Source organism: Pseudarthrobacter sp. NamE5 (assembly GCF_005796225.1).
Lineage (GTDB): Bacteria > Actinomycetota > Actinomycetes > Actinomycetales > Micrococcaceae > Arthrobacter.
On record NZ_VAHO01000015.1, the window covers coordinates 44935 to 58296 of the forward strand.

The following is a 13362-nucleotide window of genomic DNA, read 5'->3' on the forward strand; positions in this document are numbered from 1 at the left end:
CAAGCACCGCCAGCACCAGCAGTAAGGATTACCATGATCACCAGCCAGCAGCCTGTCGTCCTGACCAGCAGCAGCATCCACTCAAGCGACGAGGACGTCGTCGAGGCCAGCGCCGGCATTGTGGAAGCGATGCATGCCGCCCTGCTCCGCATCGAGGAGATGTCACCCGTTGCCGTCCGGAGCTACGCCGTGGACTTCTACCTCAGCCAGGCTTTGGAGGGCGGCTTCGCACAGTATGTGTCCGCCGCCGTCGACAGGGTTGACATGGACTCACTGATCCGCGAAGGAATGGCGGGCATGGGCGCCACCGCCCACCTCGATCTCTTCAACCGCGCCGCCGAAGCGTTCGACGGCCTCTCCGATGAAGACGCCGGGGTAACCCCCGACGGCGTCCTGCGCATGGAAGAACTCGACGGCGAGTTCGAGGAGCTGCTCGAGCGGGAGAACATCACGGCGTGCAATGCAGCATGGCTGCGCAGCCAGGCCGAACTTTTGGTGCTGGACGACGACGAGGTCGGAGCCTACATCGAGCGCCTTGCGTCGATGATCCCGGACCTGCCGCAGCGCAAGGCGCAGGCGGAGGCCGCGGCACTGGCGGAAGATGCCGAAGCCGGGATGATCGGCGCGTGAAGCCTTCCGGGAGGGCGTCCGCGCAGCCGGATGCCCGGCTCTTTAAGTGTTCTGCTCCAGGGCAGCGGCCAGGATGTCCAGCAGTTCATCGTCCACCTGGTCAGGCGATGTCAGGCGCACCTTACGGATGAAGGGGTCGTCCGCACGGGTTTTGACGGCCTCGATCCTGCCCTCCGCGGGGACGTCGAGCCGGAGGGCCACGTCCACAGCAGTGTTGGTGGTCCTGGTGACCTGCGCGAACTTGCGCCGCGGGCTGTGGAGCGACACATAGCCCTTCCGCATCTGGATCTGTACGCCTTCGGTAGCGGATGCCCATCCCAGTATGGCGTCCGCCACGGGCCGCAGGTGCGGGTGGCGGGCATACTGGCCGTCGATGAGTTCGTCGGCGTCCCGCAGCATGAAATCCGGATAGCCGAACATTTCCCAGGACACGGCGTACTGGGCGTACCCGGTCACCCCGAAGCCATCCCGCATCCAGGCGCGGAGTTCGGCGTCGCTCCGAATACCGGCGGCCCGGGCCTTCTCTGCCCAGTACGCGGTGTCCTTCCCGGTCTTCCGCAGAAGGAGCGCCTTGTTGTTGTCCACCATGGTCTGCCAGGTGCCGGCGGTTTTGTGGGACTCGGGGATGCTGGGCATGCATCGATCGTAGCGGTGCCTGGAGCCTGCATGGTCTGGCCGCCGGTGCCGCCCGGAGACGGGGCGATGAAAAAAGATTCTCCACGGCCGTAACCTTTTCAGCGGTGCCGGCGATGTAGGACGTGATGGGCCCGCACGGCGGACCCGGATTGAACATGTTGTCTAGGTTTTGGAGTTTCTAAATGTCGTTGTTCACCGTTCTCGCCACCAGCAAAGTAGCCGCCGGAGTACTGGCAGCCGGAACCCTTGCCGTCGGTGGAACCGGCGCCGCCGCTGTTTCCGGCGTCCTGCCTGCCGAAGCCCAGCAGACCGCCCACAACCTCTTCGGCGCACCGGCCCCGAAACTGGCAGCAGAAGCAGCCGCCGACGCGCAGGCAACTGCCGAGGCCGCTGCTGATGCAGCCGCTGACGCTGACGTCGCCACGGACGCCGACGCTGAGGCCGCCGGCGAAGCCACGGTCACGGACGAAAAGGTTGCCGCCCAGGCGGGTGCCGCTGTTGCTGCGGATACGGCCGTGGACGCCGCCGGTGCTGCAGCCTTCGGCCTGTGCACCGCTTTCACCAATGGCGGCCTGAACGCTTCATCCGAGGGCTTCTCCTCCCTGGTGATTGCAGCGGAAGGCGAAGCGAACGTCGAAAGCTTCTGCGCCGACGTCGTTGCCGAGGCTGACGCCGCCGCAGAGGCCGGCGCTGCCGCAGCCGGTTCCGCCTCTGTTGAGGTTGAGCGCCCCGAGCTGCCCGCTGTTCCGGCAGTGCCCGCAGTGCCTGCCGTTCCGGGTGTCGACGGCGAACCCGCCGTTCCGGCCGTCCCTGCTGTTCCTGCCGTTCCCGGCGCGTCGGTCGACGGCGGCAGCGCGGCCGTGGACGCCCCGTCCGTTTCGGTCCGCTAAGGGCGGTTGGCTAGTGTGTACTGCGGGGAGCGGCGCAGGTTCCGTTTCCCGCAGTACCGCAGTCCGGGATGAACAAACACCGTTGGCTGTCCAACAGCCCCGCCCGGACCACCTGCCGCAAGGCAGGAAATAAGACCATGGACTGGCAGTCCCCACCGGAAACCGGGACAGGCGCGAGCCGTATCCGGGGATGGAGTAGCCGCTGGTGCTAAGCACTTTGGCCCAAGAAGAGACCGACATATTCGAGAGTACGGCCCGTACGGATCCGGCCGTACTGTTCGGTGCTGCCTATCGGTCCTTTGCCGGCCCCGTGCAGGGCTACCTCACAGCACGCGGAGTGGATGACCCCGAGGCGGTAACCCAGGACGTATTCCTGGCGTTCTACCCGAAAATCAGCGGGCTCACCGGCGGGCTCCAGGGCGCCAAATCACTGATCTTCTCCATTGCGCACGCGCGGATGGTGGACTACTACCGCCGCCTTGAGCGCAGGCCGCAGCTTAGCCCGTACGATCCCCAGCACGACGCGAGAACCACGCCATCCGCCGAGGACCATGCCGTGGAACTGGCCGGTGGGGCCGCCGACTTGCTGGCCGGACTCAGCGACGAACACCAGGAAGTGCTGGCCCTCCGCGTCGTGGCAGACCTGTCCATCGAACAGGTGGCCGCCATCATGGGCAAAAGCACAGGAGCCATCAAACAGCTCCAGCGCAGGGCCCTTCAGAACCTCAAAGCACAGACGCTCACAAGAAACCAGGCGAACCATGAGTGACACCGCAGGATCCCGCAGCGAAGGATTCGTTGACCAGTTGCTGCTGGAGGCAGGACTGGAAGACGACAACCAGCTCCGCCCGGCACTGCAGGAACTCCGTGCCCTGGCAGCCGGCGCACCCGAACCGTCGGCCGCCGTCGCCGCACTGATGGCGCCCGCTCCGGCCGCTGCGGTTCTCGATGAAGTCCCTCAGCCCGAAAAAGGCCCGCAGCGTGATGGCGTCCAGCCGCGTGACGAACTGGCCGCCCGCCGTCGCACCAAGCGCCGTATTGCCCTCACCACTTTATCCGTGGCCGTCTCGCTCGGTGCCGGCGGCGCTGTTGCTGCGGCATCGGATCAGGGGGTCCGCGATTCCTTCAACCAGCTGAACCAGGTCATCACTTCCTTTGTCACCGGCTCCGGAACGGCACCCGCCAGCCACCAGCCGGAGGAACCCGCTGCGCCCTTGCAGCAGACTCCCGCCAGTCCGGCAACGGTGCCGGCACTGCCGGTGCCCGCGCCCGCCGATAAGCCCGCGGTGGTGCCCCCGGCCGAAGCTCCGGCCGGCACGGAGGCGCCGGGTACGGAGACTGCCGGCCCCGGCAAGCCGGCAGAAGATCCTGCGGCTGAACCTGTGCCCGCCACCGTTCCCGAGCACCTCACCGACGGCTTGGGCCAACGGCCGCCGGTGCCCGTCCCCGGCCCGTCAGACCTGCCCCTGCCGGGGACGCTCCCCGCAGTACCGCTGCCGTAAGGCACCTCGCCCCGGCGGCCCTGTGCCTGCTGTGGAGGTGCCAGCTACCGGCGCGTCCCCGGACCGGATTGTCCCGCCTGGATCACATCGCCCGGATCATTTCGCCCGACGGGTCGGCGAGGTACCAGACGTCGTTGACGCCCTGGCCCATGACGTCTCCAGGCTTGGTGTCCTTCGCGAAGTAGTAAAGCGGCATGCCGTTCAGGGTGACCTGCTGCTTGCCGTCCGGCGTGGGGATGGTGCCCAGCTCTCCCGTGATGCCCTCCGCGGCCGGCGTCGCCGACTCCGTGAGGACGGGCGGCCAGGCCGCCAGGCAGGCATCGGTGCAGGCGCTGGTTCCGGAGTCCTTTACGTCCTTGGTGAAGAAGTAGACGCTCATTCCGTTGGCATCCACCACAATGGTGCCCGCGCTTGAAGATGCCGTCTTGAGTCCGACGGCGGCACTTGCCGTGGACGTGGGGGTGGCCGATGAGGGGGAAACAGAGGCGGCGGGCGCGGTTGCAGAGGCCAGGGGTGTTCCTGCCGTGACCGTCGGGCTGGTTTCCGGCGACGTGCCGGTACCGCCTCCGCAGCCAGTCAGTGCAGCGGAAAGGGCCAGGATGGCGAGGCCTGCGCTCACATGGTGTTTCATGGCGTTGCTCCTTGGCTTGGCCCGGCGTCGGATCGCCGGACGCTAACCCCTACCACGCGTCGGGACGGAAAATGGTTCACAGCAGCTGCCCCCTGCTTGAACTTTTCGCCGGCCGGCGGCGTCTACAGGGGGTAAGCGGAAACCTTGATAAGCCTGAGGCGGGAGGGGCACCATGCCGCTCGATGACGACGTGGTGGAATCCATCTACCGCGAACACGGCCCCGCGCTCCGCCGTTTCGTCAGCAGCGCCTCGAAGGACCCGCAAACAGCTGAGGATGTGGTCCAGGAGACGGTGCTCCGCGTGTGGCAACATGCCCCGGACATTGACGGCAGCCTCCGCAGCTACCTGTACCGGACGGCCAGGAACATCATGATTGACAACTACCGCCGCGCCCAGCGCCGGCCCGAATCCCTGGAAGGCAGCCCGGACGCTGGCGGGGTCAGGGAGAAAGTGGATGAGCTGCTCACCCGGGTGCTCGTGGAAGAGGCCCTGCTCCGGTTGAGCAGGGAGCACCGGGAAGTCCTCGTGGCGCTCCACTACCGCCGGCTCACCGTCAACGAGACCGCGGTGCAGCTCAACATTCCCAGCGGGACGGTGAAGTCCCGCGCGTACTATGCCGTGAGGGCACTGCGCACCATCCTGGACGAGATGGGGGTGGAACAGTGAAGGCAGCGGATTCGCACCAGCTGCTCGGCGCCTACCTCCTGGGCGGTCTTGATGCCGTTGACCAGGCAGCCTTTGCCGCCCACCTCAAACAGTGTGCTGCCTGCCGGGAGGAGCTGGCAGGGCTTGAGGCGCTTCCCGTACTCCTGGACAACCTTCCCGTTCCGGACGCGGTGTCGCTGACCCTCGATCCACGTGCCACTGCCGCCCCCGGCACGTCCACTGCAGCGCCGCTCCTTGCCAGGCTGGCCAGCCGTCGGCGGAAGATACGCTACCGCCGGCGGTAGCAGAGATCGAAGATCAGCCGGCCGGCCTCGTGTGCCTTCGCCTCGAAGCTGGTCCGGATCCTGCCCTCGAATCGCGGTGCCCAGCCCCCCGTTTCGTCGATTCCTTCGTTGGGTCCGGTGTGCTCGGTGCTGACCGGGGCGCGGCCCTCCCTCACCGGCGCGCCACCCACCACGGACTCAACGCCGGACTGCCACACGTGCGTCAGGGGGCTTTCCGGTCCGCGGCGCTCGCCGGTGTGCAGGTTTTCGAAGTCCTCTGAACCGGCCAGGACGTCCCGCACGTGGACGGCGTAGTTGGACCAGTCGGTGGCGATCCGCCACAGCCCGCCAGGTTTGAGTGCCCGGGCTGCCAGGCCTGCGAACCCGGGCTGGATCAGGCGGCGCTTGTGGTGCCGGGACTTGTGCCACGGGTCCGGGAAAAAGACCCACAGTTCACTGACCGAGCCGGCCGGGAGCATGGTGGCCAGTACTTCCGGCGCGTTGGCCTCCACCACCCGTACGTTCTGCAGGCCGCGGCTGTTGATTTTCATGATGGTGTTGGCAAGCCCGGGAGTGTAGACCTCCACGGCCAGGAAATCGGTGTCCGGGTTCTGCTCGGCGGCGTGGCAGATGGCATCGCCCAGGCCGGAACCGATCTCGACGATCAGGGGTGCCTTGCGGCCGAACTCCGCCTCGGCGTCGAAAACGTAGTCGGGGTGGACAGAGGTGTTGGCCACGTGGCGCGGGACGTTCACAGCCCACCGCTCCGCGTGCTCTTCCCACGCGGCCTGCCGGCGGCCCTGCAGCCGGGTGCCGCGGCGGACAAAGCTGACCGGCCGGCCGCCGTACGTACCAAAGGAAGCCTGTGTCCCGGGAGTGACGGGCCTCGGGGCATGCGGCTGCTGGGAATTTTCTGGGGATTCGCTCATCCCCTCCAGAATACCGGGGAGGAGGAAGGCCGGCTCATGCCGATCTCCAGTGCGACAGCAAGAGAGCAGTGTGTCCAGCAAAGAGCGCAACGGAAATGCATATGGACGTTATCGCGTATGCCCGCCCCGGTGTCCGTTGCTCTGAACTTTTGACGGCTTGGAATGCCAGCGCCAGGGAGGTTAAAGCCAGAAGGAAAGGCAGGCTCAGGAGGACCACCATGTCTACCCAGAGCGGCAACTCGGGCCGGTCCAGGGAAAAGAGCAGCACCCCGACGAACAGATTCGTCATGGCAGTAACAACAAGGGATGCAGGGGCAGCAATTGCAAGCATGAGGCTGGCAGCAGCGAGTCGAATATTTCTGCGGTGCCGGCCCGGACCCGGGTGTATCAACGGTCCCGGCGGTACTGTGCCATCAGTGGAAGGTCGCGGATCATGGCGAGGAGGGTTCTGCCCGGGTGGACGTGCTGTCACTGAGTCTCCCCTGATTGCCCTGTAGCCGCTGGTTCCAATGTAGGGACCTGCCCCGCCAAAAGTGGCCGGCGCAGTCTCCTATGTGGACAACTGGCGGGGAAGCAAGTCCCTGCAAGAATGGGCGGGTGACGGAAGCGACAGACGCGGCGGCGAAGAAGCGGCGGCCCGGGCAGCCGGCGGTAAAGCGCCGGTCGGAAAACCCGGTGCCACCAGACAACCTGGTGGACGCTGAAGTGGATGAACTGCCCGCCCCCGCGCCCACAGTCTTGGGCAACCGGCGCCAGCTCGCATACCTGGGGCTGTGCCTGGTCCTGATCGGACTGAACCTGCGAACGGTATTTTCCAGCTTCTCGGCGGTCCTGCCGGAGGTGACAGCCCAGGCGGCACTGCCCGGGTGGGCGGTGGTGGTGCTGACCACCGCGCCGGTGACGCTGCTGGGCGTGTTTGCTCCAGCTGCCCCCGTGCTTGCGCGGCGGTTTGGAGCGGAGCGGGTGCTCCTGGGCGCCATGGCTGTCCTGACCGCGGGACTCCTGCTGCGCCCTGCCGAGGCCGGTCTCGCCGGGACCGGACAGGGAGCCGGCCACCTGCCCGCGCTGCTCGCCGGGACCGCGGCCTGCGGGGCGGCCATCGCGCTGTGCAACGTGCTCCTGCCCGGGCTGGTGAAGCGGGACTTCCCGCACCGTCTTGGCCTGATGGGAGGCCTCTACACCACCGCCATCTGTGCTTCTGCTGCACTGGGAGCGGGCCTGACCTACCCAGTCTATACGGCAACAGGGGAGTGGACGCTGGCGCTCTGGTCCTGGGCGGTTCCTGCCGCCGTCGTGCTCCTGCTCTTCCTGCCGGTGGCAGTCCGCCAGCCCCGCGTCAAGCACCAGGCAGTCAGGGACGGCGTCAATGTATGGCGCTCCGCGGTGGCGTGGCAAGTGACCATTTTCATGGTGCTGCAGGCCATGATGTCCTTCAGTGTCTTCGCCTGGCTGGCACCGATCCTGCGCGAGCGTGGCGTGGACGGGAGCACCGCCGGGCTGATCGTGTCCGTGAGCATCGTGCTGCAGATGCTGGGGTCCCTGTTCGCGCCGGCACTGGCCTCCAGGTTCCACGACCAGCGTGCCATCAACACAGTGGTGGCCCTGATGACCGGTGGCGGCTTTGCGCTGAGCATATTCGGCCCGCTGGAACTCATCTGGGTCTGGGCCGGCCTGCTGGGGCTGGGCCAAGGAAGCCTTACCGCAGTGGCGCTGACCATGATCATGCTCCGCACCCGCGACGGGCACACTGCAGCCCATCTTTCCGGCATGATGCAAGGCGTGGGCTACGGGTTGGGTTCCACCGGGACCCTGATGGTGGGCCAGTTGCACCAGGCCACCGGGTCCTTCAGTGCCGCCGGACTCCTGTTCATCGTGGTCGGCCTGCTGGCGGCCGCCTTCGGGTACCGTGCCGGCCGCAACCGGTACGTCAGCTAAGGGCCCCGGCACAGTGCAGGACTCCGTTGTACCGGCCACCCGTCCCGCCGCGGGCATTCTCCGCGGCCAGTTCCTGTGGGTAACGGTGGGAACGTGCGCCCTGGTGTTCCTGGCCGCGTTCGAATCCCTTGCCGTGACCACCATCATGCCCCTGGTAAGCCGCGGACTCGGCGGCGCAAACCTCTATGCACTCGCCTTTGCCGGGCCGCTGGCCACCGGGGTGATCGGCATGGTGGCGGCCGGAAACTGGTCCGACCGGCGTGGACCAACAGCCCCGCTCTACACGTCCGTCGCCCTGTTTGTGGCGGGCCTGCTGATTGCGGGGACCTCGGTGTCCATGCCGGCGCTCGTCACCGGACGCCTGGTACAGGGCCTTGGCGGCGGAGCCCTGACCGTTGCGCTTTATGTGCTGGTGGCGCGCATCTATCCAGGCGCGCTGCACCCCAGGATTTTCGCCGCCTTCTCCGCTGCCTGGGTGGTTCCGTCGCTGGTGGGGCCGTTCGCCGCCGGAATCGTGGCCCAGGTCTTCAGCTGGCACTGGGTGTTCCTGGGCGTGGTGGGCCTGGTTGTTCCGGCACTGGCCATGATCGCGCCGGTGCTGCGCAGCCTGGCCCCGGAGGTCGCGGAAGCCGGAATGACCCCGTGGGCGGTGGGCCGGCTGGCATGGGCAGCGCTCGCAGCCGTCGCGGTGCTGGGGCTCAATCTGTCCGCCGAGGTGGACATCCCGGGCATTCCCGCCGCCACCGCTGTTTTGGCCGCCGCAGCCGTCGGGGTGGCGCTGCTGGCCGTCCGGCCGCTGGTTCCGCACGGCACCCTCACGGCCAGGCGTGGGCTGCCCAGCGTCATCCTGACCCGCGGGCTCGCGTCCGCGGCGTTTTTCGGGGCGGAGGTCTACCTGCCGTACCTGCTCATTGAGCAGTATGCTTTTTCGCCCACCTTCGCCGGGCTGACTCTCACCGCCGGTGCCTTGGCGTGGGCGGGCGCGTCCGCAGTCCAGGGGCGCCTGGGCGGCCGTTTGCCCCACCGGACCGCGGTAGGGATCGGGGCGCTGATGGTCCTGGCTGCTGTGGTCCTCGCCCTGGCAACCGCCGCACTTCACTGGCCTGCCGCCGTCGCCATTGCCGGCTGGATCTTCGCCGGCGGCGGGATGGGACTGCTCTATCCGCGGCTCAGCGTCATGACCCTGGCACTGTCCAGCAAGGAAAACGAGGGCTTCAACAGCTCCGCGATGTCCATCTCGGACTCCCTCGGCGGCGCGCTCGCCCTGGCCACCACCGGCATCGTGTTCGCGGCATTTACGACGACGGCGGGTTCCTTCGCGGGGGTCTTCGGCCTCGCCGCCGTGGTGGCCGCAGCCGCGGCCATCGTAGCGCCGCGGGTCACCGCCAAAGCCCCCTGAGTTTTGGGCAGCTATGCCGGGCTGGCGTCCTCTGAAGCCTGCATATCTGGCCGCGAACTCCAGGGAAGGGGTCAGAGGAGCCGGGTGGCCCGCAGGACCACATCGGCGATGGTGGCGTGCTGGCCCTCAGGTCCGGTGACCGGCCGCTCCCGGCTGGTCAGGATCTCGACCTGCCACCCTGGACCATCCAGTCCCAGTTCCCGGACCAGCTCGTCGCCGGTGTAGAACATCTCCCTGTGGTTGTGGTGGTCGCTGCCCCACGGCGGAAGCCGGTCCGGGTGGTGGCCCACGATCAGCAACGTGCCGCCGGACTTCACTGCCGACGCCGCTGTGCGGAGCGGCCCCTGCCAGGCGAGTTCCTCCGAGTGCAGGAACTGCGAGGTCACCAAATCATAGGAATTGCCGGGATCCCAGTGCTTGAGGTCGGCCTGCTGCCAGGTGATGCGGCTGGCGATGGCGCCCTCGGCGGCATGCACGCTTTCCCGCGCCAGCGCGGCTTTCTCGTGGGCGCGGGCCCGCTCCAGCGCGACGGCGGAAACGTCGACGGCGGTCACCGTCCAGCCCTGCTGTGCGAGCCAGATGGCGTCGGCCCCTTCCCCGCAGCCGAGGTCGAGGGCCTTCCCGGGACGCAGGCCGCCGGCTTCCCGGACAAGCTGCGGGTTCGGCTTCCCGCTCCAGAGCCTGGCCTTGGTCCGGTACCGCTCATCCCAAACGGAGGCGGCGTCATTGCCGCGGATCCCGCTCCCTATCCCGCCGCTCAAGGTGCCGCTGCCGCCCTGCGACGGTTCGTCGTCGTGCGTTCCATGGTGGCCGGCGTGTTCGCTCATGCCACAAGCCTGCCCTGACCCGCCGGCCAAGGCAACGGGAAGGGAAGGTTAAAGGCCGGGAGAAGGGGCAGCAGCCGGTGGTGCTAGAATGGAGGTACTTGATGTGCAGTGATGCCCGCTCGCTCCGCCTTTCAGGAGTTCCCTGTTGGGGGAGTGGGCATTTTTCATGTGAGAGGCACATCCTGCGTCGATGAACGCGTTCCATTTGGTCCCGGCCGCCGTCCTGCAAGTGGCAGCTGGCTGGTTGACCACCTGAATTTTCTTCGGCGAACCCCCTGGGCCAACCGGCACCGGGGGCCGATATCCGCACGGATACCGCCTGAAAGACCTTTGACTTTGACTACTTTTGCTGCCCTCGGCACGCCCAAAGCCCTTGCCGACACCCTGGCCGCGCAGGGAATCGAAACCCCGTTCCCCATCCAGGTGAAGACCCTCCCTGACACCCTCGCGGGACGCGACGTCCTGGGCCGCGGCCGCACCGGCTCCGGCAAGACCATCGCCTTCGCCATCCCCCTGGTGGCGCGCCTTGCCGAGCGCGAAGCGCCGTACTTCCGCAAGCCCGGCCGCCCCATGGGCCTGGTCCTTGCCCCCACCCGCGAACTGGCCACCCAGATCAACGCCACCATCGAGCCGCTGGCGAAGGCTGCCGGGCTGAACACCACCGTGATCTACGGCGGCATCTCGCAGGCGCGCCAGGAAAAGGCCCTGCGCACCGGCGTCGATATCGTCATCGCCTGCCCCGGCCGTCTGGAGGACCTGATCCGCCAGCGCATCCTGACCCTCGAGGCCGTGGAGGTCACTGTCCTGGACGAGGCGGACCACATGGCGGACCTCGGCTTTTTGCCGGTGGTCAAGAAGCTCATGGACATGACCCCCAGCCAGGGCCAGCGCCTGCTGTTCTCCGCCACCCTGGACAACGGCGTGGACAAGATCGTCCAGCGCTACCTGTCCAACCCGCTCACCCACTCGGTGGACGATCCGCAGGCCGCGGTGACCACCATGGAGCACCACGTGCTGGTGGTCAACGACCAGACGGTGAAGAAGCAGCTGATTGTGGAGCTCGCCTCCGGCGCCGGCCGCCGCGTCCTCTTCATGCGGACCAAGCACCACGCCCGCAAGCTGGCCAAGACCCTCACTGACGCCGGGATCCCCGCCGTCGATCTGCACGGCAACCTGTCGCAGAACGCCCGTGACCGCAACCTCGCCGAGTTTTCCAATGGCGACGTCCGCGTCCTGGTGGCCACTGACGTCGCAGCCCGCGGCGTGCACGTGGACGACGTCGAACTGGTCATCCACGTCGACCCGCCCACCGAGCACAAGGCGTACCTGCACCGCTCCGGCCGTACCGCCCGCGCCGGTTCCGACGGCACCGTGGTGACCATCACCCTGCCCGAGCAGCAGACCGACGTGAAGAAGCTGATGAAGGCCGCCGGCGTAGACGTCAGCTTCGAACGCGTCACCGCCACGTCGCCCATCGTGGGTGATTTGGTCGGGGAGATCGCGGACAAGGTTGACCCGCGGACCCGCGCGGCACTGCAGGCTGCCAAGGCACCCAAGCAGGGCGGCGGCACCTCTACCGGCGCCAACGCCGAGCGCAAACGCGCCCGCCGCCAGGCTTCGCCGGTTGCAGGTGGCCGCGGCGGCCGTGGCGGACGCGGCAAGGTTTCGGCCGAGCCCGTCCGCACCGACGTCCCGCGTGCCGAGCGCCGGGCAGCTGCCTTCGAGGGCCGCACCGAAGCCCGTGCAGCTTTCGACCGCGTCGCAGAGCAGAACGAGGACCGCGCCGTTGCGGCAGCAGCTGCACGGCGCAACGCCCGCGGCCGCGGCACGGCGTCCACCCACCGCAATGACGTTCCGGCCGCCGGTGGCCGGGCAGCAGCCGGCCGCGGCTCAGACGGCAGCGCCGAATCACGCGTGACCCGAAGCGAAGCCCCCCGTGGCGGCACCGGCCGCCCCGCAAGCGGTGGCGGCCAGCGCGGCGGACGCCCCGCAACCGGCCAGCGGGCAGCAGCGGGAGCTTCCCGTGGCGGCCAGCGTTCGGCTGCGGCTTCCTCGACTGCAGGTTCCGGCGGCAACAAGGCCGTCTGGTCATCCAGCACCGGCGGCACGTCCGGCGAATCGTTCGGTGCCGGCAAGAGCAGCGGCTCCGGCCGCCCGGCCCGCAGCGGTCCCCGCCGCGCCTCGGCTCCGGCATCCAACGAACGCCGCGGGCGCTAATCCCCACCGGTTCCCTAGCCCCGCAAGCTCGGCCAAGGAACCCTCCGGCGTGGCCCCACCCACCGGTTCCCTAGCCTCGCAAGCTCGGCCAAGGAACCCTCCGGCGTGGCCCCACCCACCGGTTCCCTAGCCTCGCAAGCTCGGCCAGGGAACCCTCCGGCGTGGGCCCACCCACCGGGTTGCTTTCACCAGCCGCGGGCGCGCCACTCTTCAAGGTGCGGGCGTTCGGCCCCGAGCGTCGTCGCCTTGCCGTGGCCGGGATGCACTACGGCGGAGTCCGGGTAGTTGCCGAACAGCCGCTCCGTGACGTCATCCAGCAGCCGGTTGAACCGCTCCGGGTCCTTTTGGGTGTTGCCCACGCCGCCGGGGAACAGCGAGTCGCCGGAGAAGATGTGGGTCAGGCCCCGCGGCTCCTCGTACACATAGGCGATTGATCCCGGGGTGTGGCCGCGCAGGTGGACCGCCGTCAGCTCGAACCCGGCCACGGACAATGTGTCCCCGTGCCCAAGCTGCCGGTCCACCGGAACCGGCAGCGCGTCGGCGTCGTCCGCCCCTGCTGCCGTGGCTGCACCGGTAACGTCCGCCAGTTCCTTCAGCGCCCGGACGTGGTCCCAGTGCTGGTGGGTGGTGGCGATGAGCACGAGCCTCGGCGGGGCGGACGTGTCTGCCGTTGCATCCTGCAGCAAGTGCTGGATGGCCGGAAGATCGTCCGCGGCGTCGATCAGTACCTGCTCGCCGGTGGCTTTGGCGGTCAGCAGGTACACGTTGTTGTCCATCTCGCTGACGGAGATCTGGCGGATGGTCAGGGCCGGCAGGTCGTAAAGAAGTGTGTCCAT

General features: G+C 68.0%; 14 protein-coding genes. 9 read left to right on the top strand and 5 right to left on the bottom strand.

Annotated features, from left to right (window positions below; translation table 11 throughout):
• The first annotated feature begins 33 nt into the window (after positions 1-33).
• Positions 34-630, top strand: coding sequence for a DMP19 family protein (locus FDW84_RS15840; protein WP_240721558.1), 597 nt, complete (start codon positions 34-36; stop codon positions 628-630).
• A gap of 42 nt (positions 631-672) precedes the next feature.
• On the opposite strand, the gene FDW84_RS15845 is transcribed toward FDW84_RS15840, so the two are convergent.
• Positions 673-1266 carry a DUF5655 domain-containing protein gene (locus tag FDW84_RS15845; protein WP_138610467.1) on the bottom strand — a complete coding sequence of 198 codons (594 nt, stop codon included), beginning with the start codon at positions 1264-1266 and terminating at the stop codon, positions 673-675.
• 182 nt (positions 1267-1448) lie between these two features.
• On the opposite strand from FDW84_RS15845, the gene FDW84_RS15850 reads away from it, so the two are divergent.
• From FDW84_RS15850 to FDW84_RS15860, 3 genes are all read left to right on the top strand, one after another.
• Entirely contained in the window at positions 1449-2156 is a 708-nt protein-coding gene (locus FDW84_RS15850; protein WP_138610468.1) for a protein tyrosine phosphatase, read from the top strand.
• Between the two features lie 205 nt (positions 2157-2361).
• Complete coding sequence (locus tag FDW84_RS15855) at positions 2362-2925, top strand: RNA polymerase sigma factor (protein ID WP_138610469.1); 564 nt, start codon at positions 2362-2364, stop codon at positions 2923-2925.
• Positions 2918-3658 carry a hypothetical protein gene (locus tag FDW84_RS15860; RefSeq protein ID WP_138610470.1) on the top strand — a complete coding sequence of 247 codons (741 nt, stop codon included), beginning with the start codon at positions 2918-2920 and terminating at the stop codon, positions 3656-3658. Before FDW84_RS15855 ends, FDW84_RS15860 begins: the two co-directional genes overlap by 8 nt.
• Before the next feature lie 82 nt (positions 3659-3740).
• Here FDW84_RS15860 and FDW84_RS15865 read toward each other — a convergent pair whose 3' ends face one another.
• Positions 3741-4289: a COG4315 family predicted lipoprotein gene (locus tag FDW84_RS15865; RefSeq protein ID WP_138610471.1), complete on the bottom strand. Its 549-nt coding sequence runs from the start codon at positions 4287-4289 to the stop codon at positions 3741-3743.
• Between the two features lie 172 nt (positions 4290-4461).
• Between FDW84_RS15865 and FDW84_RS15870 the strand changes: the two genes are divergently transcribed.
• Positions 4462-4956, top strand: coding sequence for a sigma-70 family RNA polymerase sigma factor (locus FDW84_RS15870; protein WP_138610472.1), 495 nt, complete (start codon positions 4462-4464; stop codon positions 4954-4956).
• The gene (locus FDW84_RS15875) at positions 4953-5240 is read left to right on the top strand and encodes a zf-HC2 domain-containing protein (RefSeq protein WP_138610473.1); all 288 of its coding nucleotides are present in this window, start codon (positions 4953-4955) and stop codon (positions 5238-5240) included. Before FDW84_RS15870 ends, FDW84_RS15875 begins: the two co-directional genes overlap by 4 nt.
• Here FDW84_RS15875 and trmB read toward each other — a convergent pair.
• Entirely contained in the window at positions 5225-6148 is a 924-nt protein-coding gene (trmB, locus tag FDW84_RS15880; RefSeq protein WP_138610474.1) for a tRNA (guanosine(46)-N7)-methyltransferase TrmB, read from the bottom strand. The genes FDW84_RS15875 and trmB overlap by 16 nt on opposite strands.
• A 597-nt stretch (positions 6149-6745) precedes the next feature.
• On the opposite strand from trmB, the gene FDW84_RS15885 reads away from it, so the two are divergent.
• Together FDW84_RS15885 and FDW84_RS15890 are read left to right on the top strand one after the other, a co-directional pair.
• Positions 6746-8083, top strand: a complete 1338-nt coding sequence (locus tag FDW84_RS15885) for a CynX/NimT family MFS transporter (RefSeq protein WP_171046812.1) — start codon at positions 6746-6748, stop codon at positions 8081-8083.
• 13 nt (positions 8084-8096) lie between these two features.
• Positions 8097-9482: an MFS transporter gene (locus FDW84_RS15890; protein WP_138610475.1), complete on the top strand. Its 1386-nt coding sequence runs from the start codon at positions 8097-8099 to the stop codon at positions 9480-9482.
• 71 nt (positions 9483-9553) lie between these two features.
• On the opposite strand, the gene FDW84_RS15895 is transcribed toward FDW84_RS15890, so the two are convergent.
• Positions 9554-10309 (bottom strand): class I SAM-dependent methyltransferase, encoded by a 756-nt coding sequence (locus FDW84_RS15895; RefSeq protein ID WP_138610476.1) that lies wholly within the window; start codon positions 10307-10309, stop codon positions 9554-9556.
• A 336-nt stretch (positions 10310-10645) separates the two neighbouring features.
• Between FDW84_RS15895 and FDW84_RS15900 the strand changes: the two genes are divergently transcribed.
• On the top strand, positions 10646-12526 hold the full coding sequence (locus tag FDW84_RS15900) for a DEAD/DEAH box helicase (protein ID WP_138610477.1): 1881 nt from the start codon (positions 10646-10648) through the stop codon (positions 12524-12526).
• Between the two features lie 185 nt (positions 12527-12711).
• Here FDW84_RS15900 and FDW84_RS15905 read toward each other — a convergent pair whose 3' ends face one another.
• Positions 12712-13362, bottom strand: coding sequence for an MBL fold metallo-hydrolase (locus FDW84_RS15905; protein ID WP_138610478.1), 651 nt, complete (start codon positions 13360-13362; stop codon positions 12712-12714).

What these genes read in the sequence shown, in the direction of transcription:
- FDW84_RS15895 (WP_138610476.1), bottom strand. Translation starts at nt 10,309, where the DNA reads ATGAGCGAACACGCCGGCCACCATGGAACGCACGACGACGAACCGTCG.
- FDW84_RS15840 (WP_240721558.1), top strand. Translation starts at nt 34, where the DNA reads ATGATCACCAGCCAGCAGCCTGTCGTCCTGACCAGCAGCAGCATCCAC.
- FDW84_RS15845 (WP_138610467.1), bottom strand. Translation starts at nt 1,266, where the DNA reads ATGCCCAGCATCCCCGAGTCCCACAAAACCGCCGGCACCTGGCAGACC.
- FDW84_RS15870 (WP_138610472.1), top strand. Translation starts at nt 4,462, where the DNA reads ATGCCGCTCGATGACGACGTGGTGGAATCCATCTACCGCGAACACGGC.
- FDW84_RS15850 (WP_138610468.1), top strand. Translation starts at nt 1,449, where the DNA reads ATGTCGTTGTTCACCGTTCTCGCCACCAGCAAAGTAGCCGCCGGAGTA.
- FDW84_RS15865 (WP_138610471.1), bottom strand. Translation starts at nt 4,289, where the DNA reads ATGAAACACCATGTGAGCGCAGGCCTCGCCATCCTGGCCCTTTCCGCT.
- trmB (WP_138610474.1), bottom strand. Translation starts at nt 6,148, where the DNA reads ATGAGCGAATCCCCAGAAAATTCCCAGCAGCCGCATGCCCCGAGGCCC.
- FDW84_RS15905 (WP_138610478.1), bottom strand. Translation starts at nt 13,362, where the DNA reads ATGGACACACTTCTTTACGACCTGCCGGCCCTGACCATCCGCCAGATC.
- FDW84_RS15860 (WP_138610470.1), top strand. Translation starts at nt 2,918, where the DNA reads ATGAGTGACACCGCAGGATCCCGCAGCGAAGGATTCGTTGACCAGTTG.